Annotated in this window: 19 protein-coding genes and 1 tRNA gene; 3 read left to right on the top strand and 17 right to left on the bottom strand. The window is 66.3% G+C overall.

Going from position 1 to position 21,508, the window contains the following annotated elements:
- Positions 1 to 65: 65 nt before the first annotated feature.
- Genes thrB through argS form a run of 5 tightly spaced genes read right to left on the bottom strand, consistent with a single transcriptional unit; the run spans position 66 to position 6,441 of the window.
- Positions 66 to 986: a homoserine kinase gene (thrB, locus tag ACFFCA_RS01275; protein WP_375481105.1), complete on the bottom strand. Its 921-nt coding sequence runs from the start codon at positions 984 to 986 to the stop codon at positions 66 to 68.
- On the bottom strand, positions 986 to 2,086 hold the full coding sequence (gene thrC, locus ACFFCA_RS01270; RefSeq protein WP_375481104.1) for a threonine synthase: 1,101 nt from the start codon (positions 2,084 to 2,086) through the stop codon (positions 986 to 988). The genes thrB and thrC overlap by 1 nt, the downstream gene beginning before the upstream one ends.
- Positions 2,083 to 3,384, bottom strand: a complete 1,302-nt coding sequence (locus ACFFCA_RS01265) for a homoserine dehydrogenase (protein WP_375481103.1) — start codon at positions 3,382 to 3,384, stop codon at positions 2,083 to 2,085. Before ACFFCA_RS01265 ends, thrC begins: the two co-directional genes overlap by 4 nt.
- On the bottom strand, positions 3,381 to 4,784 hold the full coding sequence (lysA, locus tag ACFFCA_RS01260) for a diaminopimelate decarboxylase (protein ID WP_375481102.1): 1,404 nt from the start codon (positions 4,782 to 4,784) through the stop codon (positions 3,381 to 3,383). Before lysA ends, ACFFCA_RS01265 begins: the two co-directional genes overlap by 4 nt.
- 4 nt (positions 4,785 to 4,788) lie before the next feature.
- Positions 4,789 to 6,441 (bottom strand): arginine--tRNA ligase, encoded by a 1,653-nt coding sequence (argS, locus tag ACFFCA_RS01255; protein ID WP_375481101.1) that lies wholly within the window; start codon positions 6,439 to 6,441, stop codon positions 4,789 to 4,791.
- Between the two features lie 292 nt (positions 6,442 to 6,733).
- Here argS and ACFFCA_RS01250 point away from each other — a divergent pair, with 292 nt between their 5' ends.
- From ACFFCA_RS01250 to ACFFCA_RS01240, 3 genes are all read left to right on the top strand, one after another.
- Positions 6,734 to 7,801, top strand: a complete 1,068-nt coding sequence (locus ACFFCA_RS01250) for a DUF3105 domain-containing protein (RefSeq protein ID WP_375481100.1) — start codon at positions 6,734 to 6,736, stop codon at positions 7,799 to 7,801.
- Positions 7,801 to 8,523, top strand: a complete 723-nt coding sequence (locus ACFFCA_RS01245; protein WP_375481099.1) for a DUF305 domain-containing protein — start codon at positions 7,801 to 7,803, stop codon at positions 8,521 to 8,523. Before ACFFCA_RS01250 ends, ACFFCA_RS01245 begins: the two co-directional genes overlap by 1 nt.
- Before the next feature lie 65 nt (positions 8,524 to 8,588).
- Positions 8,589 to 8,663 (top strand) — tRNA-Arg (locus ACFFCA_RS01240).
- A gap of 352 nt (positions 8,664 to 9,015) precedes the next feature.
- Here the strand turns inward: ACFFCA_RS01240 and ACFFCA_RS01235 are convergent.
- From ACFFCA_RS01235 to ACFFCA_RS01180, 12 genes are all read right to left on the bottom strand, one after another.
- On the bottom strand, positions 9,016 to 9,510 hold the full coding sequence (locus tag ACFFCA_RS01235; protein WP_375481098.1) for a universal stress protein: 495 nt from the start codon (positions 9,508 to 9,510) through the stop codon (positions 9,016 to 9,018).
- A 113-nt stretch (positions 9,511 to 9,623) separates the two neighbouring features.
- The gene (locus tag ACFFCA_RS01230; RefSeq protein WP_375481097.1) at positions 9,624 to 9,998 is read right to left on the bottom strand and encodes a cupin domain-containing protein; all 375 of its coding nucleotides are present in this window, start codon (positions 9,996 to 9,998) and stop codon (positions 9,624 to 9,626) included.
- Positions 9,999 to 10,100: 102 nt separating this feature from the next.
- Positions 10,101 to 10,376, bottom strand: coding sequence for a hypothetical protein (locus tag ACFFCA_RS01225; protein WP_375481096.1), 276 nt, complete (start codon positions 10,374 to 10,376; stop codon positions 10,101 to 10,103).
- Between the two features lie 10 nt (positions 10,377 to 10,386).
- Complete coding sequence (locus tag ACFFCA_RS01220; protein WP_375481095.1) at positions 10,387 to 11,184, bottom strand: IclR family transcriptional regulator; 798 nt, start codon at positions 11,182 to 11,184, stop codon at positions 10,387 to 10,389.
- A gap of 88 nt (positions 11,185 to 11,272) precedes the next feature.
- Complete coding sequence (locus tag ACFFCA_RS01215) at positions 11,273 to 12,406, bottom strand: flavin reductase (RefSeq protein WP_375481094.1); 1,134 nt, start codon at positions 12,404 to 12,406, stop codon at positions 11,273 to 11,275.
- Positions 12,407 to 12,573: 167 nt separating this feature from the next.
- On the bottom strand, positions 12,574 to 14,487 hold the full coding sequence (locus tag ACFFCA_RS01210; RefSeq protein ID WP_375481093.1) for an acyl-CoA synthetase: 1,914 nt from the start codon (positions 14,485 to 14,487) through the stop codon (positions 12,574 to 12,576).
- Between the two features lie 14 nt (positions 14,488 to 14,501).
- Positions 14,502 to 15,290, bottom strand: a complete 789-nt coding sequence (locus ACFFCA_RS01205) for an alpha/beta fold hydrolase (RefSeq protein ID WP_375481092.1) — start codon at positions 15,288 to 15,290, stop codon at positions 14,502 to 14,504.
- 10 nt (positions 15,291 to 15,300) lie between these two features.
- Positions 15,301 to 16,482 (bottom strand): acyl-CoA dehydrogenase family protein, encoded by a 1,182-nt coding sequence (locus ACFFCA_RS01200; protein ID WP_375481091.1) that lies wholly within the window; start codon positions 16,480 to 16,482, stop codon positions 15,301 to 15,303.
- Positions 16,479 to 18,146: a PHA/PHB synthase family protein gene (locus ACFFCA_RS01195; protein WP_375481090.1), complete on the bottom strand. Its 1,668-nt coding sequence runs from the start codon at positions 18,144 to 18,146 to the stop codon at positions 16,479 to 16,481. Before ACFFCA_RS01195 ends, ACFFCA_RS01200 begins: the two co-directional genes overlap by 4 nt.
- A 33-nt stretch (positions 18,147 to 18,179) precedes the next feature.
- Complete coding sequence (locus tag ACFFCA_RS01190) at positions 18,180 to 18,392, bottom strand: dodecin (RefSeq protein WP_375481089.1); 213 nt, start codon at positions 18,390 to 18,392, stop codon at positions 18,180 to 18,182.
- 27 nt (positions 18,393 to 18,419) lie between these two features.
- Complete coding sequence (locus tag ACFFCA_RS01185) at positions 18,420 to 19,913, bottom strand: MFS transporter (protein ID WP_375481088.1); 1,494 nt, start codon at positions 19,911 to 19,913, stop codon at positions 18,420 to 18,422.
- A gap of 179 nt (positions 19,914 to 20,092) precedes the next feature.
- Positions 20,093 to 21,328 carry a PucR family transcriptional regulator gene (locus tag ACFFCA_RS01180; protein WP_375481087.1) on the bottom strand — a complete coding sequence of 412 codons (1,236 nt, stop codon included), beginning with the start codon at positions 21,326 to 21,328 and terminating at the stop codon, positions 20,093 to 20,095.
- Positions 21,329 to 21,508: the final 180 nt, after the last annotated feature.

Below are 21,508 nucleotides of genomic sequence, written 5' to 3'. Positions count from 1 at the left end.
AGCAACACCAGGGGCGCCCGGCGTGTTCCCGCCCCGCGCGGCGATCAGTCGGGTGACACCGTCGATCAGTCGGGTGACACCACACGGGCGCCGTCGACGTCCATGGCGAGACGTTCGGCCCGCCAACCCTCAGGCGCCGCCGCCCGTACCGCCTCGGCCTCGACCTGACCTCGAGCCGGGATGAACAGCGACGGGCCGGCGCCCGAGATGACAGCCGGGTGCCCGGCGCTGCGCAGCTCGGTCAGCAGCTGCCAGCTGTCGGCCATTGCCGGCGCGCGGAAGGCCTGGTGCAGCCGGTCCTCGGTGGCCTCGAACAGTGCCTCGGGCGCACCGGTCAGGGCGGCGACGAGCAAGGCCGCGCGACCCGCGGCGAACGCGGCGTCGGCGTGCGGCACCGTGGTGGGCAACAGACCACGCGCCAGCTCGGTGGACGCGCTGAACGGTGGGATGAGCAGGACGGGCTGCACCTCGGGGTCGAGCCGGCACCGGATCGCCCGGGCGTGGTCGTGATCGCGCCAGGCAATGGTGAGACCACCCAGCAGGCTCGGCGCGACGTTGTCGGGATGACCCTCGATGTCGGCCGCGAGTGTCAGCAGGGCGGCGTCGTCGAGACGCTCGCTGCCGTCGACGACGAGGGCGCGCGCCAGGACCAGGCCGGCGACCACCGCGGCCGCCGACGAGCCGAGCCCGCGGCTGTGCGGGATGCGGTTGCGGCAGTCGATCGTGAGCCCCGCCGGCTCGACCTGCATCGCTGCGAAGGCGGCCCGCATGGTGCGGGCCACCAGGTGCGACTCGTCGCGCGCAAGAGCCGTGCCGGCCGACCCGCCCTCCCCGATGATCTCGATGGCGAGCCCCTCGTCGGTGACCATGCCGGCGACGTCGTCGTAGAGACTCAAGGCCAGACCCAGGGCGTCGAACCCGGGCCCGAGGTTGGCGCTGCTGGCCGGTACCCGTACCTGCACCGTGCCGTCGACGAAGTCGACCATCAGGCCAATCCGAGCTGCACGGCCGCGGCGAGCCCGTCGACCGGCACGGTGATCGGTTTGGGTGCGCCCGAGATCGCCCAGTCGGGATCCTTGAGACCGTTGCCGGTGACGGTGCAGACCACGGTGGTCCCGGGGCGCAGGCGCCCGTCGGCCGCCGTGGCCAGCAGGCCGGCGACGCTGGCCGCGGACGCGGGTTCGACGAAGACCGCTTCGCTACGGGCGACGAGACGGTAGGCCTGCAGGATCTGCCGATCGGTGACGGCGTCGATGAGACCGCCGGACTCGTCGCGCGCGTCCTCCGCGAAGGTCCACGACGCGGGGTTGCCGATCCGGATGGCGGTGGCGATCGTGGTCGGCGAGGTCACGGGGGCACCCATGACGATGGGCGCGGCCCCTGCGGCCTGGAAACCGAACATGCGCGGCGACGACGCGACCACCCCGTCGTCCACGTACTCGCGGTAGCCCTTCCAGTACGCCGTGATGTTGCCGGCGTTGCCGACCGGGATGCAGTGGACGTCCGGCGCCTTCCCGAGGGCGTCGCAGATCTCGAAGGCGGCGGTCTTCTGGCCCTCGATCCGGTACTGGTTGACCGAGTTGACCAGCGACACCGGGTAGTCGGCGGCCAGCTTCTGCGCCAGCTCGAGACAGTCGTCGAAGTTGCCGTCGACCTGTAGCAGCTGTGCCCCGTGCACGAGCGCCTGCGCCAGCTTGCCGAGCGCGATCTTGCCCTGCGGCACGAGCACCGCGCAGGTCATGCCGGCTCGCACCGCGTACGCCGCAGCGCTCGCCGAGGTGTTGCCGGTGGACGCGCAGATAACGGCCTTCGCGCCCTCCTCGGCGGCCTTCGAGATGGCCATGGTCATGCCGCGGTCCTTGAACGACCCGGTGGGGTTGGCCCCCTCGACCTTCAGGTACACCTCGCAGCCGGTCAGCTCGGACAGCACGTGAGCCGGCACCAGCGGGGTGTTGCCCTCGAACAGGGTGACCACCGGTGTGCCGGCGTCGACGGGAAGGCGCTCGCGGTAGGCCTCGATGAGCCCGGGCCACCGGGTGCGACTCGCGCCGGGCGGGGACGGGACCGGTCCGCTGGCGTCACTCATTCGACGATCTGCCCTTCGACCCGCATGACGCTCGCCGCGCGCCCGACGAGCGCCATGCCGGCGAGCTTGTCGACCGTCCGGGCGAGCGCGGCATCGGTGGCGGCGTGGGTCACGAGCACCAGGGTCGCGGCGTCGCCCCGTCCCTCCTGGCGGACGGTCTTGATGCTGACCCCCTCGTCGGCGAAGGCGTTGGCGACGCCGGCGAGCACGCCCGACTGGTCGGCGACGTCCAGCGCGACGTGGTAGCGCGTCACCGTGTCACCCATGGGCTGGACGGGCAGGTCGGCGTAGGCGCTCTCGCCCGCGCCGCGGCTGCCGCTGACGCGGTTGCGGGCCACCGCGACGAGGTCGCCGAGCACGGCGCTGGCCGTCGGCGCACCGCCCGCGCCCCGCCCGTAGAACATCAATGACCCCGCGGCCTCAGCCTCGACGAACACTGCGTTGTAGGCGTCACCGACGCCGGCGAGCGGGTGGTCGCGCGGGATCATCGCCGGGTGCGCGCGCACCGAGACCTGCTCGCGTCCCGCGTCGTCGACCACGCGTTCGCAGATGGCGAGCAGCTTGACGGTGCAGTCCATCGCCTTCGCGCTCGCGATGTCGGCGGCGCTGACCTCGCCGATGCCCTCGCGGTAGACGTCCGACATTGTGACCCGGGTGTGGAAGGCCAACCCGGCCAGGATGGCCGCCTTCGCGGCGGCGTCGTAACCGTCGACGTCGGCGGTGGGGTCGGCCTCGGCGTACCCGAGGGCGGTGGCCTCCGCGAGCGCCTCGTCGAACCCGGCGCCGGTCGCGTCCATGCGCGACAGGATGAAGTTCGTGGTGCCGTTGACGATGCCCATGACCCGGGTGATGCGGTCGCCGGCCAGCGACTCACGCAGGGGGCGCAGCAACGGGATGGCACCGGCGACCGCGGCCTCGTAGTACAGGTCGACGCCGGCCTTCGCGGCCGCGTCGTGGAGCATGGCGCCGTCGTCGGCCAGCAGCGCCTTGTTCGCGCTGACGACGCTCTTGCCCCCGGACAGGGCGGCGAGCAGCAGGCTGCGCACCGGTTCGATGCCGCCGACGACCTCGACCACGACGTCGATGTCGTCACGCGTGACGAGGGCATCGGCGTCGGTCGTCAGCAGCTCGGCAGGGACGTCGGTGTGCCGGCCGGGCCGCCGCACCGCGACGGCCGCCAGCTCGAGCGGTGCGCCGACCCGCTGCGCGAGGTCGTCGGCCTGCTCGGCCATCAACCGCACGACCTGCGACCCGACCACGCCACAGCCCAACAGGCCCACGCGCACCGGCCGGGTCATGCGGTGACCCCGGGGTCGAGGCGCAGCAGGTCGTCCTCGGTCTCGCGACGCACGACCGTGGTGGCGACCCCGTCGGCGACCGAGACGACCGGTGGCCGCGGCACGTGGTTGTAGTTGCTGGCCATGCTCCGGCAGTAGGCGCCGGTGGCCGCCACGGCGAGCAGGTCACCCGGGCGGACGTCGGCCGGGAGCCAGGTGTCGCGTACGACGACGTCGCCGCTCTCGCAGTGCTTGCCGACCACGCGGGACAGGACGGGCGGGGCGTCCGAGGCGCGGTTGGCAACGACGCACGTGTACTGCGCGTCGTAGAGCGCGGTGCGGATGTTGTCGCTCATCCCGCCGTCGACGGACACGTACCTTCGCGTCACACCGCCGTCGAGCATGACGTCCTTCACCGTCCCCACCTCGTACACGGTGATCATGCTGGGGCCGACGACGGCGCGACCGGGCTCGACGGACAGCTGCGGGACGGGCATGCCGGCCGCCGCGCACTCGAGCTCGACGATGCCGCGCAGGCGTTCGAGGGTCTGCTTCGGCGGTTCCGGGTCGTCGCCGGGCACGTAGGCGATGCCGAGGCCGCCACCGAGGTTGAGCTCGTCGACGGTGACGCCGTGCTTGTCGCGGATGGTCGCCGCCAAGGTGACGACCCGGTGGGCGGCGACCTCGAAGCCCGTCGTCTCGAAAATCTGCGAGCCGATGTGGGAGTGCAGGCCGGCCAGCGACAGCGACGGCGAGTCCAGGACCGCCTCGACCGCCTGCAGGGCCGAGCCGTCGCGCAGCGAGAACCCGAACTTCTGGTCCTCGTGGGCGGTGGCGATGAATTCGTGGGTGTGGGCCTCGACGCCGACGGTCACTCGCACGAGGACCCGCTGGCGCACGCCGGCGGCGTCGGCGATCGCGGCCAGCCGCTCGATCTCGGTGAAGGAGTCGACGATGGCTCGCCCGATCCGCGCGTCGACGGCGCGGGTGAGCTCGTCGACGGATTTGTTGTTGCCGTGCAGCACGATGCGCTCGGGCGGGAAGTCTGCAGCGAGGGCGACGGCCAGCTCGCCGCCGGTGCAGACGTCCAGGCCCAGGCCCTCGTCGGCGACCAGCCTGGCCATCGCCGTGCATAAGAAAGCCTTGGCCGCGTAGTAGACGTCGAAGGTCTGGTTCTCGGCGTAGGCGCGGGCCCGGGCCCGGGCGTCGGCGTCATCGAGCAGCAGGGCCGGAGTGCCGTGGTCGCGCACCACCCCGGTGACCGGCAGGCCGCCGAGCTCGAGCACCCCGTCGGTGCGCGTCGCGGTGGCCGGCCAGATGGCGGGGTCCAGACCGTTGACGTCGTCGGGACGCGCGCTCTGCGACGGCGCGGGCAGCACGTCGCCGTGCCGTGGCCCCGCCGGGTGGGCGTTCCTGCTCATCCGATTACATCCGCTCCGGGGCGCTCACGCCGAGCAGGTCCAACCCGTTGGCGAGCACGACGCGGGTGGCCTCGTTCACCCAGACCCGGGTGCGGTTGACGTCGGTGATCGGCTCGTCGCCCTTCGGGATGATGCGGCAGGTGTCGTACCAGCGGTGGTACGTGCCCGCCAGCTCCTCGAGGTAGCGCGCGACGCGGTGCGGGGCCCGCAGTTCCGCGGCCGTGGCCACGACCCGCGGGAACTCGCCGAGCGCGGTGAGCAGCGCGGCCTCGTGCGGGTCGGTGAGCAGCTCCGGTGCGAAGACGCCCAGCGTGATGCCGACCTCGCCCGCGTTGCGCTTCGCGTTGCACGTCCGCGCGTGCGCGTACTGGACGTAGTAGACGGGGTTGTCCGCCGACTTCTTGGTGATCTCGCCGATGTCCAGCGTGAGCGGGGTGTCGGCCGACCAACGGGCCAGTGAGTACCGGCCCGCGTCGACTCCCACCAGATCGACGAACTCGCCCAGGGTGACGATGTTGCCGGCGCGCTTGGACATGCGCACCTCTTCGCCGTCGCGCACCAGCTTCACGAGCTGCCCGATCAGCACCTCGATGGTCTGCTCGGGGTCGTCGCCGGCGCAGGCCACGATGGCCTTGAGGCGGTTGACGTAGCCGTGGTGGTCGGCGCCGAGCATGTAGACGCAACGCTCGAAGCCGCGCGAGCGCTTGTCCAGGTAGTACGCGGCGTCCGAGGCGAAGTAGGTCTTCTCGCCGTTGCTGCGGACCAGGACCCGGTCCTTGTCGTCGGCGAAGTCGGTCGTACGCAGCCAGATCGCGCCGTCCGCGTCGTAGACGTGCCCCTGCTCGCGCAGCCGGTCGAGAGCGGCGTCGACCGCCCCCGTCTCGTAGAGCGTCCGCTCCGAGAACCACACGTCGAAGTCGACCCGGAACCGCGCCAACGACTCGCGCAGGGCCTGCACCATGAGCTGCTCACCGCGGGAGGAGAACACCGCGAGGGCGTCGTCGGCCGGCAGCTCCAGGACCCCGGGGTCGGCCCGCACGATCTGCTCGGCGACCTCGGGCACGTAGTCGCCGTGGTAGCCGTCGTCCGGCACGTCCCGCCCCTGCGCCGCGGCGTACAGCGAGGCCCCGAACTTCTCGATCTGCGAGCCGAAGTCGTTGATGTAGTGCTCGGCCGTCACCTGCGCGCCGGCCGCCTCGAGCAGCCGGTGCAGGCTGTCGCCCAGGGCGGCCCAGCGGGTGTGGCCCAGGTGCACCGGGCCGGTGGGGTTGGCCGAGACAAACTCCAGGTTGATCCGCTGCCCGGCGAGCTCGTCGCTGCGGCCGTAGCGGGCGCCGGCGTCGACGATCTGGCGCGCGACCGCACCGAGCGTGCCGGCGTCGAGGGTGATGTTGAGGAACCCGGGGCCGGCGACGTCGACCCGCGCGACCCCGTCGGCGGCGCGGAGCCGACCGGCGAGCAGCTCGGCGACCTCGCGGGGCGGCCGTCCGGCCGGCTTGGCCAGGCGCATGGCCACGTTCGTGGTGTAGTCGCCGTGCTCGGCGCTCCGGGGCCGTTCGACCACCACGTCGGCGGGCACCTCACCGGTGAGATCGCCCGCGTCGAGGGCAGCCCGGACGGCGGACTGCACCAGGGCGGCGAGGTCGGCGGGAGTCACGCCACGATCGTAGTGGCCGGGAGGGCACGAGTTCGCCGTGGTGCGGGGCCTGCGGGGCGGGCGTGCACGGCCGGGCGTGCGGGGCACAGGTTCGCTCAGCGCGCGCATACGCGACGGGCACCTAGACTTGACGGTCGGACCGCGCGTCCACCTCCGGAACGTTCACCTCCGCAACGTCAGAGACCGCCCAGCAGGAAGCAGGCCCATGCCCGAGCGCAAGTCACCCGCGTCGAGAGCCTCGGGGTCCGGTCGCCGGCCGGGCAGCACCGGAGCGCGTTCGGGCAAGAGTTCAGTGCAGAGTTCGGGTCGGAGCAGCACGAACGCCCGGGCGACCGGCACCGAGCCGACGGTCGACGCCCAGCCGAAGACCAGCACCGAGCCCAAGGTCGACACCACGAAGGCGCCGGGCAGCAAGCCGGCCGATGCCAAGGCGTCAGGTACGAAGCCGGCCGATAGCAAGGCATCAGGCACGAAGACGACGGGCACCAAGACGACCGGCACCAAGATGACCGGCACCAAGATGACCGGCACCAGGACGACCGGCGGCGGCAAACCGGCCGGTCGGCCCGCGGGGTCCAAGCCGTCCGGGAAGCCGGCGAATCGTCCTGCGAACCGGGGTCCGGCGCAGCAACGGCCGGCCCGCAAGAAGAAGTCGATTGTCAACCAGAAGCAGCGGCCGTGGGGCCTGATCATCGCCGCGGTCGTGGTCGTCGCGTTCGCGGCGGCCGTCGTCGGCGTCGTGGTCGCCACCCACAAGTCGGGCAGCAGCGGCACGGCCACCAAGGGCGGGCAGGCCGTCTCTTCCGGCGATCCGTACCGCCAGGCCGAACTGCCCGCGGCGGCTGCGATCAGCGGCGTCAGCTACCGCGTCGAGGGGCAGCACAACCACGTCGAAGGCAAGATCAAGTACGACTCGACACCACCCGTCGGCGGCAACCACAGCCAGTACTGGGCCGACTGCACCGGCACCGTCTACTCGAAGGCCATTGCCAACGAGAACGCCGTGCACATGCTCGAGCACGGCGCTATCTGGATCACCTACGACAAGAGCAAGCTGTCGGCGGCGCAGGTCAGCACGCTGGCCAAGAACGTCTCCGGCATCGACCGCATGGCCATGTCGCCGTACCCGAACCTGAAGTCTCCGATCTCGCTGCAGGCGTGGGGCTACCAGCTGTTCCTCAACTCCCCCACCGACCCGCGCATCGCCCAGTTCATCAAGGCGCTCAAGTACAACCAGAAGACGACGCCCGAGTACGGCGCGACCTGCTCGCAGCCCACCTTCAAATCGCACCCCAGCACGTTCGGCAACCCGTTGTGGGAGCCGAAGGGCGGCGCCTCGGGCAACGTGGGCGGAATGTGATGACCGCCGACGCCGCGACACGGGTGGATCCCGACTTCTCGACGGTCGACGATGACGTTGCGGATGACGGCGTCGACCAGAACCGCGGCGGGCGGGGTCTCCGGCGCGCCTTGGTTGCGGTCATCGCGGTCGCCGCCCTCGTGCTCGCCGGGGCGCTGGGTTTCGTCCTGAACGGCGACGGCTCGTCGTCGGGGTCGACAGCCAAGCCGAGCGCGGTCGACGTCGGATTCGCCCAGGACATGTCCACGCACCACGTGCAGGCCGTCACCATGGCCGGTTACGAGCGCGACAACACCACGAGCCCGGCGATGCGCAACCTGGCCTTCGACATCGAGAGCGGCCAGCAGTTCCAGGTCGGCGAGATGCAGGGCTGGCTCGACCAGTGGGGCGAGTCCCGCAACAACCCCGACCAGATGGCGTGGATGGGCAGCGGCATGGGCATCGGGTCGACCGCGCTCATGCCCGGCATGGCGACCCCGGCGCAGATGAGCAGGCTCGAGACCCTGCACGGCAAGGCCCTCGACATCCTGTTCCTGCAATTGATGATCCATCACCACCAGGGCGGCCTGCCCATGGCCGCCTACGCCCGCGACCATGCCACGAATGCATCCGTGGTGCGCCTGGCCGGGGCGATGTACACCCTGCAGAGCAACGAGCTCGTGCAGATGGAGCAGATGCTGCGTGGCCTCGGCGGAACCATGCTGCCGCCGCCGAGTCACTGACGTCGCCGCTGCTAAGCTGATCCGGGCCTCAGGCCGGACGTGACGACACGCACCCGGCCGGTTCGGCCCCCGTAGCTCAGGGGATAGAGCACCGCCCTCCGGAGGCGGGAGCGCAGGTTCGAATCCTGCCGGGGGCACCAAACGTGGGCCGATGGACGTGGGCTCTTGGCCCGATTGAAGGCCTGCGACGTCTAGCTACATTTGATCTTGTACGCATTTTGCACGCATCAGCCCGCCTGCTATCCTGATTCGTGAATCGCCCCGGGTTCGGTGCAGATTGCCATCTGTCTGATCGTTCGTTTCGAGCTTGCCGCAAATCAGATCCGAAGTCCGGCACGGCGTCACCCCACAGCCCGGCAATAAGAAGCCAAGACCAGTCGTCCGGACGCCAACCTCGAACCAGGCCCCCGCCATCACCTCTCCCCCAGCAGTTCAAGAACCGCCGACAGCAAAGCTAACCGCCGTGGTTGTGGCGGGCGGAGGCAAGCCCAATCAATCGCTGGGCACGATCGCCAGGGCGTAGCGGTTCTGCCGGGACAGCCCATGCGGGATCGAGCCGAAGAGGCGGTCACGAGACCTATCAGTACTTCCGACAAGAACCATGATCCGGGGTCGCGCGCGATCCTGCGCATCGGCACGAATCTCGTCTGCAGCGCCGACAAGCTCGTGTCCTACAGTCCCCCTGCGATGGTTGAAGTGCCAATTTAGGTTTGCCGCACCGATGACGGAGGAGGCGACCTCCTGCAGCTCTTGGCTGATCGCGTCCTCGTTGTGACGACGTGCGTCTAGCAGAGCCGGTGTCCCTGGTTCCCATGCGAGACTGTCCATAGCCGTGGGCGCGCTCACGTATACGACCGTGATCGAGCAGTTACGGCCTAGAGCAAGGTTCTTTGCCGTCTCGAGCGCGCTGCAAGCCGACGGAGAACCATCGAATCCGACAACGAGCTCGATCGGGCGTAGAACGATCTCGTCATGTTTCGTCGCCACCAGACCCCCTTGGCATTGCTAGCAATTGGCTACGCGTCAGCGCCCTCTGATGCGGCGTGCGCTGACCAGCAAAGTCTTGCGCCATCGCATGCTTGTAGCTGCACTTGATGAAGTCACCCCTCGCGTACGTCGATCTCCGGCCTAATGACCAGCATGCTTGCGGGGACATTCGTTCGGTTGATGACGCGGCGATGAGCGCCTGCCGGCAAGAACGCGGAATCGAAGGATCGAAGCGTTTTCTCGACATCGTTTCCGATAATCGCCAATTCACCATTAACGACGACGTACGCAGTGTCGGCAGGTTCAGGTTCGGTCTCGGCCTCGCCGCCGGGCAAGTAGTGGGAAAGCCCAATGACCATGCTCTCGCCGCGAAAAGCATCTCCGCCTCGTAGAAGCAGTGCGCGCACTGCGTGATGATCCGGCGGTGCAAACGGGGTGGCTTCGGAGAACCAGGTGACGCGCATGCCCGTCGGCGTCGAATTGCTCATACGTAGAACTTAGGCCGTTGCGAGCCCTAGGAGTCTGTACCGAGAGGTGAGAACGGCCTGCTGCGGGTGACAGCATCCGTTATGCAAAGCTGGCGCTGAAGTTCACCGCTCGGGGCCGGCGACGAGGCCGAGCTGGCTCATCAGTCCGAGTTCGTCGGTTTGTGTCACGATCGTCTGCGCTTCGGTCCTGGTGGCATCGCTAAAGGCATTCTCGAATTTGCGCGAGAACCGGGCCAACCCCTGGCCACCAGATGGCTGACCTGGCCCCGGGTCATGATCGATGAAACCGGGATCAAACTTGAGTTTCTCCGGATCTCGGCGAACGGCTTCGAAGAACGCATGAGCCCTTTCACTTCCGTGTGCAAGTTCGGTCCCCACGCCAATCTTCTCAGTGTGCCAACTCGCCTAGTTCGTAGCCGTCTGTTTCAGACCGGCCGCGACGATGTTCGGTCGCGGGGTCACGCAGAGTCGTCTCCGACCCGATCAGACGTGAGATCTGTGTCGCGAGGCGCGCGCACGCGGCGCTAAGAGGGGGCGCGAGGCTTCGTGCAATAGAGGGACACGCCGTGTCCCCGCGAACGAGGAGAGAGATCGCCCCGAGCGGCGTACCAAGGTCAGGATCGAGTACGGCCGACGCGATGCTGTTGTTGTCGAGGTCAGTGCCCAGAGCGAAACCCCTACGCCGTATGGCGGCGAGGGCCTCGGCCGTTGGCTTGCGTTCCGATGCAGGCAGGCGTCCGAGGACGGCGCGGACTTCGTCGTCGGAGAGTCGGGACAGCACTGCAAGACCCGCGCAACCGCGTGTCAGTGGGATGCGTTCGCCGACGGCGTTGACGTGGCGATCGTTAAGGCCTGGCTCAGCTTTGAATATGAGGACACAGTGGTCACCGCTTCGCAGATGAAGACCGACAGGAGTCGAAGTCAACTTGGCAAGCCAGGTCAGTACAGGCTCAACGCGGCTGCGGAGGATGGGTCGTGGTCCGACCAACGTGCCCAGCGCTATCGCGCGAGCGCCTAGCCGGTAGCCGCGACGGCCGCAGTGATCCACGTAGCCGTCTTGCTGAAGCAAGCGTAAGGCTCGGTAGGTCCGCGACTTTGTCCAATGGAGATTGTCGACGAGGCAGTCCAGACTCGCTGGCTGCTGCACGCCGGCGAGAACTTCAAGAATCTGAAGCGAGCCATTCATTCTAGGCCCTGCCGGCCGAGGTCTCGGACTGCCCGGGTGCGGTTCGGCGTGCTTCCCTGCTCGCCGAGACGGTGTATTGCATCGGTCGTCAATCGGACGTAAGCGGCAACAGCGAGCGCACCCGGGTTCTCACCATATTCGCGTAGCGAAGGATGGCGTGACGCGCCGCAGATACGTCGCGTCCCTCCAAAGCCACCATGAGGTCGGCCTGGACCCTGATGAAAGCATCCGAGGTGTCGTGCGATCCCTGAAGACCTCGCACCATTAGCTGTTGAAGATCGAGTCCGTCGAAAGCGCTGACCAGCGTCGTGTTACGTGACAGCGCCATGATCGCTCGGTGAAAAGCCGCGTGGGCGTCGAAAAACGCATCGATGTCCAGGAATTGGTCCGCGACGAGCAAGGGCTCCATCTCGTCGAACCTCTGGCGGACCTCAGCGATCTCCGCGTCGTCTGCCTGCGGAAGTGAGACGTCGACCACGCCGAGCTCCATCGCGCAGCGTGCGTCTGCGGCGGACTCGACCAGCCGCGGATCGAGCTCGGTGAGCACGTATCCGCGGTTGGGGTCCCAGGCGACCAAGCCGTCTGTCCCTAGACGAGTGAGAGCATGGAAGACGACCGAAGCTTCGATGCCTAATGTCTCGGCGATCTCGTCGCACTGCTTGGCGCCGGAACCCCATCGGTTGCCGAGGATCATTCCGCGGATGGCGCGATATCCATCCTCATCGTCAACGTGCTGGAAGCGCCCGAAGCCGCCTCGGAAATATGCGAGCGGTTCGCCAACCCGTGCGATCGCATCGGCGACGCGTCCGATGAATATGGCGTGCGTCCCAGCAGTTACGCTGTCCTCCACCTCACACTCGATGGACGCCAATGCGTCCGAGAGCACGGGGCCTCCGAGGCGGCCTTCAGCGACACGGACGCCGCGGAACTTGTCCGGACTGGGTATCGCGAATTGCCGAGCGAGATCCTCTTGGCCTACCCCGAGAACGTTAATCGTGTAGTAGCGCGCACGCAGGATCGCATCAGCGGTTGGTGCGGAGCGGTTAATGCACACGAGCATCATCGGCGGCTTGACCGACAGCGATGTCACCGAGCTTGCCGTCATCCCAAAACGCGTGCCGTTCGCTTCCCCGGTGACCACAGTGACTCCGCTTGTCAGGTGGCCGACCACATGCTTGAACGCCTCACTATCGATCCCGGCCTCAGCCTCGGTGGTGGACATCGCCTGCGCTCCTTCGCATCGCGCTACTCACGGAATGAGCGTCGTCCGACCGGAGCCCGAGTGCGAGGGCGGTCACTGTGAAATCTTCGACGCCTACTTCGACGAAGGTGTCATGGTCCGGACCGCCGATCGGCAGTACTCAGACATGCCGCCGTGAACCGAGCTCGTCAGAGGAGCGGCGGCGCAGTCGTCTGTGTCACCACCCGCCACACGACATCAAAGTCGTTGAGGCACGCTCCTACACTGGCAACGTCGACCCCGGTCCTGAGCGTGATGGTCACAGCGACCTGCCCCTCGTCCACTGCGGCGGTGACGGACGACTCCGGGACGAGCCCGGCGAGCGCGACACAGATCGCTCGACGCGCGGCATCAGCGCGAAGAGCCAGCTTGTACGGCTTACCGACCGCCGTCACCGGCAGTGTGTCCATGATGTGCACGGCCTTGGGTGCGGCCGCGCGCTCACTGACGTGTTGGGCGGCCCACTGCAGCAGCTCGTCCTCGGACACGTTCGTATCCACAGTGACATACGCGATCGGCACTTCGCCCGAGTGCCGGTCGGGTCGTCCTACGGCCCCGGCCGACACGACATCCGGATGTGAGAGCAAAGCATCCTCGATGGTGCGCGGATCGATATTGTGCCCTCCGCGGATGATCAGGTCCTTGGCCCGACCGGTCAAGAAGACAAATCCGTCATCGTCGACCCGGCCCAGGTCTCCGGTGTCGACCCAGCCGTTGACCAGCTTTCCAGCGCCGTCGAGTTCGAGGCCATCTCGGTTCCGGCCCACGACGTACCCAGGGAACACGGTCGGTCCCGTGATGACCAGACTTCCTACGCTTCCCGGCACCAGGTCCTGCCATGCTCCATCCTGGTCAATCTGCACTGCCTTGACACGCTGGTAAGCCAGTCGTTGTCCTACGGCACCTGTTGGGGTCATGCCCTCGAAGCTGCGGGCGCTCGCGCACGTTGCTTCGGTCAGTCCATAACCCTCGATGAGGGGCACGCCTACCGCGGTCTCGAATGTCGCGCGAATACCCGGGGGAAGGGCGGATGCACCAACAATTGCAGACCGCAGACTGCTTATGTCTGCGTCAACCGGAACGCGGGCCAATGCGCTGTACACAGTTGGAACCGCACTCATCGAGTTAATCCGATGGTGCTCGACGATCCGCCAGAAGTCACTCATCATGTCAGCGTCGCGGTAGCCCGATGGGCCGGCCCACAGGCTGTGCTGGCCGCGCATGATCGGGGCCAGCAGCGTCACGATGAGAGCGTTGACGTGGAAGAGTGGCAGCCCGGCGAATACGGTGTCCCTGGGGCCGAGTGTCGTGTTCGCAGCTAACATCCAGGCGTCACTGACCTCGTTGGCGTGGGTGTGAGCGGCCATCTTCGGCACGCCGGTTGTTCCGCCGGTGTGGAAGACAGCAGCAATATCTGTGGATGCGGGCACGGTTCCTTCGAACCGATCACTTGGACAATCACCGCCGAAAACATGATCGCTCATGACCAGGTCGGGTCCTCCACCATGGGCCCACAGCTCGGCGGGATCTGGTTCGCCCGTCGGATGCAGGCGCACCACTGCGTCAATCTGACCACTCTTCGCCAGATCCGTACACGCTCGCCACGTGGCCGAGTCAAGCCTCGGGCCTGCCGCGACCAACACTCGGACACCAAGAAGTTCGAGCATATGCGCGATGTGCTCGGGTCGGAGGCTTCCGTTGATCGGGGCGGCGATGCCGGCCAATTCTGCGGCCAGAGTCGCGGTGATCAGTCCTTCGCAATTCGGCGAGATGAGCCCCACCGGACGGTCGCGACGGACGCCGGCGCGACGAAGTCCGTTGGCGAAGCGGTGTACGTCGGAAAGCAACTCGGCGAAGGTCCGGCGAGAGGGGTGCTTCCAACGTGCTCCGTTGGGTAGCACGGACTGAGCAACCCGATCCGGCCAACGACGCGCGGCCTCCAACAGGACGTCGTAGGTCGTCCGCGGCAATCCGCGCGCTCCGAGTGGGACCTGTTCGATCAGCTCCAGGTCGGCAGGCGTCGCGTAAGACTTCGGCCACAGGGACTCGTCGCTCGCTGTCATGGTCCAACCTCCTTTCAGGATGTGAGGAAGTCCGCGACCGTGCGCGCAACCGCGGCAGGCCGCTCGAGAACGAACAGGTGGCCGCCCGGGATCACGATGAGACGTGCGTGCGGTATGAGTCGCGTCAAAATGCGGCTGTTGAGGAGCGGCGCAATGGGATCGTCATCGCCGCCGAGAACGAGTGTCGGCTGCTGGACGTGCCGGAGCCAGGGGATGCTGGTCCAGCCAGCGATGGAATACATCTGCGCGAAATATCCGCTCGCTGTCGGTCGACCCCTAAAACGCGCCAAAGAGCCGTAGAGCAACGCATCGGGATCGCTGCGGGCGATCCCGCCGTAGGTAGTGCCAGCGATTCTCCGGTAGTAGTCGGGCTGGTAGTAGCGGCGTGGGGTAGCCAGTGACCAGAGCACGCGAGGCGAGCCGGGCAGACCACCGACTCCCGGGCCAGTTGCCGCCAGCACGAGTCGCCGTACGCGATGTGATGCCTGGCGTGCCAACTGCTGCGCGACGGCGCCACCGAGAGACACGCCAAAGACGTCCACAACGTCGACCGAAAGCGCGTCGAGCAACTCCACGATGGTTTGAGCGACGGACGGCATGCGACGTGGCCAACGGTAGGCGGTGGATTCGCCTACGCCCGGGGCGTCGTAGCTGATTGTACGAACGCCGCACTCATTGAGTTCGTGTTCGAACGGCGCCGCCATCTCCAGGCCCGCGCCGATGCCGCTGATGATGAGCAGCGGGGGACGTCGACTCGGATCGCCGGCGAGGCGGGCGCGCAGGCGTACTGAGGAGAGGTCCACGTGCACTACCTCACGCAAAAGCCCCGACACCGGTGATGTCCCTTCCGACGATGAGAGTTTGGATGGTCTCCGTGCCCTCATATGTGTGCAGCGCTTCAAGATCTGCCATGTGCCGCATGACGTGGTGGTCGAGAAGAATCCCGTTGCCGCCCAGCAGGTCGCGGGCAAGCGCGACGACCGTTCGGGCCTTGCGCGTATTGTTCATCTTCGCGAGCGCGGCAATCGTGTCGGTCAGGTTGCCTTCCTCGGTGAGACGGGCCAGGCGTAAGCAATACAGCTGCATGGCACACACGTCGGCCAGCATGTTCACCAGACGTTCCTGAACGATCTGGAAACCGACTAGCGGTCGGCCGAACTGGCGGCGTTCGCCGCAGTATCGAAGCGCGATCTCGTAGGCGGCTGTCGCGTGGCCCAATGCAGCCCACGCGACCGTATTGCGCGTGCCTGCCAGGACGCGTCCTGTGTCCTTGAAGCTTCTTGCCCCTGGTAGACGATCAGACTCGTGGACACGAACGTGATCCAGCCGTATCTCCGCCTGCCACACCGCACGGAGCGCACCCTTGCCGTCGATGCGGCGAGCGGAATACCCGGGGGTGTCGGTCTCGACGACGAAGCCCTTCACCGCGTGGTCCCCATCGTCTCGAGCCCACACAACAGCGAGGTCCGCGATGGTCCCGTTTCCGATCCATTTCTTCACGCCTTCGAGCACCCAGAAGTCGCCGTGTCGACTAGCAGTGGTCTCGAGCGCTACCGAATCCGATCCATGTGTCGGTTCGGTGAGTGCGAACGCACCAATGCGCTCAAGACGCGCCATGCCGGGCAGCCATCGTCTCTTCTGCTCCTCCGATCCGAGGATCGCGATCGATTGCATCGCAAGACCTGCCTGCACTCCGAGGAACGTGCCGAGACTGCCATCGCCGCGGTTGAGCTCCATGTGGATCAACCCGCAGGCAAGAGGGCTCATCTGCGGACATCCGTAGCCGTCGATACCGTCACCCACGAGTTGCAAGGTCGCGAGACGCTCGACGAGCGACTTCGGAAATTCGGCGTCCTCCCAATACTGGTTGATGACGGGTAGGACCTCGTCGTCGACGAAGTCGCGTGCTCGAATCCAGTAACTCCTCTCCTGATCGGTGAGCTGCTCGGCTATGCGGAAGAAATCGGTGCCTGCCGACCGACCTAGCGCGCTCACGAGTCGAACACGTAGGTGCCCGGCGCCGGTACCAAGGGTCGGAGACCGCCACCACCGAGCTCTCGTGGCGCAGGTCGTACGGCACCGCATCGCTCGGCCAACCACGCAGATGCATCGCTCCACCATGTTCCGGGCACCGTTTGGGCCGTCCTGAGCCAATCCTCGGCGTCAGGGGGGTTGCCTTTGTTGACCTGGTAACTGGCTTTCGTGTTGCCCGGAGGATTGACGAGCGCGGCGATGTGGCCGCTGGTGGAGAGGACGAAGCGAGACACCCCACCCAACAGCTGTGTGGTGCGATGGCAGCTGCGCCACGGTGTGATGTGGTCAGCGATGCCGGCCACGACGTAGCTGTCGGTCTCGACTCGAGACAGGTCGATCGGGACGCCGAGCACAGTAAGTGCTCCCGGAACAGTGAGCTTGTTGTTGATCGCCAGATCAATGAAGTCGGCATGAAGACCCGCGCTCATGCGCGTGGTATCGGAGTTCCAGTACAAGATGTCGAATGCGGGAGGCTTCTTCGCAAGTAGGTAGTTGTTGACCCAGTAGTACCAAACCAGGTCGTCCGGGCGAAGCCACGAGAAGACCTCTGCCAGGAGCCGCCCATCGAGGTATCCGCGGGCTTTCGACGCTGCCTTCGCTGTTTCGGCCAGCGCCGGGTCGATGAGGGCGGCTGATACGCCCGCGTTCTCGTTGTCAAGAACGGTCACGGCGAACAGGAGCGCGGCGAGGCTGTCGCCGCGGCCAGCGGAAGTGAGCAAGCTGGCGGCAATGCTGGCCAGAATCCCGCCTGAGCAGATGCCAGCTAGGGCGGAGCGGTCGGTGCCGCACAAACGTTGGACAGTCTCCAGAGCGTCCAAGATCGACTGGACGTAAGTGTCGAGATCCCACCGGGCGTGCCGTGCGTCCGGATTGCGCCACGAGATCATGAAGACCTGCTGCCCCTCGCGCAGGAGAAACTCCACCAGGCTCCGATCGGGAGCTAGATCCAGCGCATAGAACTTGTTGATGGTGGGCGGAACGAACAGCAAGGGCACGTCGCGGACCTCGTCTCGCTGGGGTCCGTACTGGATGAGCTCGAACACTTCGGTTCGCATGACGACGGAGCCGGGTGTAATAGCGAGATCGACGCCGACTTCGAAGGCCGACGGGTCGACCATCTGCGGGACGCGAGGAGCGGAAGCAAGATCGCGCACGAGCTGGGCGGCGCCGCGCACGATATTGGCGCCCGCGGTGTCGATAGCGGCTTTGGCGGACGCCGGGTTGATGAGCGGCGCGTTGCTGGGGGCCAATGCCGCCATCAGATTGCCTGTCAAGAATGTAATACGCTGCTCGTCACGGTGATCCAAGTTAGCTTGTTCGACGAGTTGTTCGACGGTCCGACCGCTCGCCAGATAGAGCTGAAGAAGTCGACGAAGGATCGGGTTGGTCGACCACGCATCGTCGGTAAAGCGGCGATCGCGAACTGACGGGGTGAGTACCGAAGCACCGACCATGATTCGTCCTGTCTCGGCGGTGAGTGCGCGAAAACGGCTCGCGGTGGATCGAGGATGCCTCGTCAGCGCGCCGACAAATCGGATGGCAGACGAGTCCGGCCTGAAGCGGCGGGTTGTGCCCAACGCCGCCTGCACCAGCAAGGCATCAAGTGGCGCGGCTTGATCGGCCAAGTCCCGTGACATGGTCATGGTCGCCGCCGCATGTCATGACGTTGGGTCAAGGCGGAACCCCACTTTGACCTCGACCTGGTACTGAGAGACAGAGCCGTCGTGAATCCGTCCTCTGACGGTGACAACCTCAAACCAGTCGATGTGGTGCAAGGTTTCGCTGGCGCGCGCGACCGCGGAGCGGATGGCGTCGTCGATGCCGTTGCTGCTCGTTCCTACGAGGTCCGTGACCCTATACGTCGCATCCATGGTGCACCTCATCCTTGGTAAGATTGTCTAGCTCGAGGCCTCGTGCAACCGGGTGTCGATCACGTCGTCCGTAGGGCGCTGATCGAACTTCGACTCCCGCAGGAAGAATCCGCAGATGATGATCAAGAGTGCGACAATGAACATCATCAACCACACGTGGCCGTAGTTATGTTTCTCCGGTATGGGGGTCTTCGGGACGAAGGACGCGGTGAGAAGGGCGGTGATCAGAGCCGGGCCGATGGCGCCGATCGCACTCGCTGCGGATCGAGCGGCGCCGGTAACCATTCCCTGTTCCCCCGGCCGGGCTGCCCGCAGGTACCCGGTGATACCCGCGGTACATAGGACCGCGTACACCGCGCCGAGCATGAAAGAGAAGAAAACGAACTCGCCCTTCGACCAGTCGGCCATCGAGAACCAGAGAAACACGGCCGCCCCGATGCCTCCGCCCACGAGGATCATCGTTCGCTCGCCCCAACGTTCCACGAGTGGAGTCACTAATCGGCCGCCGAATGCGATCATGACACTGGCGGGAAGCAGGTACACCGTCGTCTTGAGCACCGAAGCGCCGAAGCCGTACCCCGCCACCGGCGGTGTTTGCACGAATGTGCTGATGACCAGCAGAGAGTTCACGCCGTTCACGAAGGCGAGCGCAGCCACGGTGAAGGCCGGCCACATGTCCCGGCGGAAGATCGTATGCAGGTCGATGAGAGGGTGCCGGCAGCGCATTTCCCAGACGACCCAGGCCGCGAGGAGGACGACGGCGCCCGACAACATCGAGGTCACCGAGCCCGACTTCCAGCCCCAGGCGTTGCCTTGACCAATGCCTGCCACGAGAAGCGCCAAGCCGCCGGCGAGCAGTAACCCACCGAGCCAGTCGACTGCGGCGACGACCCGAATCGGAACCTCGTCGACCATCACTGCCACTAGGGCAAGCACGAGCGTCGAAAGCCCGGCGATGATCCACAATGTTGTGCGCGCAGACCCGCCGGCGTTGACGATGATGCCGCCCAAGAGGAAAGACACACTGACGGCTACGCCGATGGCCGCTGTCATCACGCCGACGAACCGGTCGATAGCCTGCTGGCTGGGGCTGACAGCCCGTAGTACCGCGTAGTACAGGGGTAGCGCGGCGTTCACACCGACCACCGAGCGGCCGATAATGAACATCACCGGCCCGGTCGATACCGCGCAAATAATGTTGCCGATCGTGACGATGGCCAGGGTGATCAACAGCAGTCGACGCAGTCCGTAGATGTCCCCCAGTCGCGTGAGAAGAGGAATGGACGCACCGGCAGCGATCCCGGTGGCGGACAACGCCCACGCGCCTTGCGTCAGAGACAGGTGAAACTCGTGTTCGATGTTGCGCAGCAGCGGAATGACGGTCAGCAACTCGGTGTCGAGGGAAACGACGATGAGCACGCCGATCAGCAGCGCCCGTAGTTCACCCGGTTCGTTGGAGACCCGGCGTGCTGATGTTGGGCCGATCGCACTGTCGGCGTTGCGCGTTCCATGATTGGTCACGAGCTGCGGACACCTCACCTTTGACCGAAGGAATCGGGATCACACACTTGTCTGGAAGCGACAGATGCATGAGCCGTCGGCTCGCCAACGATCGGGCGCGTTGACGTGCGGAAACCATGGACTCAGCAGGCGACGGACAGCAAGCTAAGTTGCGCCAGCCGAAACCGGCGCAAGTAACCTCACACGGCGGAGGGTTGAAGGATGGCGTGCAGACGCAACGCAGCCTGGATCTCGACGCGACGCCCCGAGACGGGCTTGCCGAGGATCTGCTCCGCACGCTGCAGCCGGTTTCTTACAGTGTGTTCGTGCAGGCCCAGACGCTCAGCAGCCTGGACATGGGATGCATACAAGAAGGAAGCGGCCAACGTCTCGCGGAGCCTGGCCGAGACGTGAGTGTCGTCGGCCAGAGACCCCAACGTCTCTTCGACAAAGCGACGAGCGGCGTCAGGTTGCTGTAGCAGGAGCAAGTCGAGCTGAACGTCCGCGTAGCTGATCACTTGGGGAACGGCAGGCGATCCGAACGCGCGTAGCGTCTCCATCTCCGAAATTTCGCGATAGCTGCTTCGCAACCCCTCAAGGCCTGCCGCGGGCCGAGACACCGTCGCGAGGACACCTCGGGCTGTCAACGCTTCGACGACGGCGGAGATCGCCTCCTCGCTCCAGGCACGCGGCTGATACAGCCAGAGCATGAGGTGGTCGATCCGGCGGGCCAGCACCAACTGGTTGGACGACTTCCCCGCCCGGCGCAGCTCGCTCATCAATCCGTGCGCAGCGGAAGCCGTGATGCCGGCAATTTCTACCGCGAGATGTGCACCGGACACGTCGTAACCGAGCACAGTCAGCAGTTCGGCCGTCTCGATCGGACCGTCGCGCTCGACCAGCTCAAGTACGATCTGCCGTCTCACCTGCTCACCAGTCCGCCGCAGCTGCGCCTCGTGCTCGGCGAATTCGTACGCGACCTTCGTCAGAACCACGTCGGTGAACTGAAGTAGCTTTTCGACGCTGACGGTGATCGCGGACACTGCCTCTTCGGCGCCCAGGTGGCGATGAGTCACTTCTTGGGCCAGCAGGGCCAACCAATCCGACGCAATGGTCTGCAACCCGATCCGGTAGGACCGCTGAAGAACGTTCTGCGAGCCACCTAGCTTGACCTGCTCACGCGCGAATTCAACCTGCTCAGACAGCGGGATGCTTTCCAAGGAAATGGTGCCGGAGAAGTATCGGCACAACACGTCGATGTTGCTGCTGGCGCTCCTGCGGAGCAGTTCAGCGAATCTCGGGTCGTTCGAGCGATCGGCGAAGGCAATAGCCATGTCGCGCTCGACGATCTTGGTCGCGAGCGAGTCGACATCCCAGCTCTCGATCAGTTCCGACATCCACGCCTGGGCCGAGCCTTGAGTCAATTCCAGGGTCATCGCTGGTCCGAGTCAGCAGTGATTCTGTCGTGCCACGTCAGCGGCGACGGCGAAGTTTGCCGTTCACCGTCATGGCTACTGCACTCGATCGTCATAGGCTGACTCTACGCCCGCGAGCGGACATCTGTAGGTGCCTTCGGTCAGCGTTCCGGGACATTGCGGGTGTGGAGCCATGGATCG

It is taken from the genome of uncultured Jatrophihabitans sp., from assembly GCF_964252635.1.
Classification (GTDB): domain Bacteria; phylum Actinomycetota; class Actinomycetes; order Mycobacteriales; family Jatrophihabitantaceae; genus Jatrophihabitans.
The sequence above is the reverse complement of the archived record's forward strand: the minus strand, read 5'-3'. Positions and strand labels throughout refer to the sequence as shown.

What these genes read in the sequence shown, in the direction of transcription:
- thrB (WP_375481105.1), bottom strand. Translation starts at nt 986, where the DNA reads ATGGTCGACTTCGTCGACGGCACGGTGCAGGTACGGGTACCGGCCAGC.
- thrC (WP_375481104.1), bottom strand. Translation starts at nt 2,086, where the DNA reads ATGAGTGACGCCAGCGGACCGGTCCCGTCCCCGCCCGGCGCGAGTCGC.
- ACFFCA_RS01265 (WP_375481103.1), bottom strand. Translation starts at nt 3,384, where the DNA reads ATGACCCGGCCGGTGCGCGTGGGCCTGTTGGGCTGTGGCGTGGTCGGG.
- lysA (WP_375481102.1), bottom strand. Translation starts at nt 4,784, where the DNA reads ATGAGCAGGAACGCCCACCCGGCGGGGCCACGGCACGGCGACGTGCTG.
- ACFFCA_RS01245 (WP_375481099.1), top strand. Translation starts at nt 7,801, where the DNA reads ATGACCGCCGACGCCGCGACACGGGTGGATCCCGACTTCTCGACGGTC.
- ACFFCA_RS01230 (WP_375481097.1), bottom strand. Translation starts at nt 9,998, where the DNA reads ATGAGCAATTCGACGCCGACGGGCATGCGCGTCACCTGGTTCTCCGAA.
- ACFFCA_RS01220 (WP_375481095.1), bottom strand. Translation starts at nt 11,184, where the DNA reads ATGAATGGCTCGCTTCAGATTCTTGAAGTTCTCGCCGGCGTGCAGCAG.
- ACFFCA_RS01215 (WP_375481094.1), bottom strand. Translation starts at nt 12,406, where the DNA reads ATGTCCACCACCGAGGCTGAGGCCGGGATCGATAGTGAGGCGTTCAAG.
- ACFFCA_RS01210 (WP_375481093.1), bottom strand. Translation starts at nt 14,487, where the DNA reads ATGACAGCGAGCGACGAGTCCCTGTGGCCGAAGTCTTACGCGACGCCT.
- ACFFCA_RS01190 (WP_375481089.1), bottom strand. Translation starts at nt 18,392, where the DNA reads ATGGATGCGACGTATAGGGTCACGGACCTCGTAGGAACGAGCAGCAAC.
- ACFFCA_RS01180 (WP_375481087.1), bottom strand. Translation starts at nt 21,328, where the DNA reads ATGACCCTGGAATTGACTCAAGGCTCGGCCCAGGCGTGGATGTCGGAA.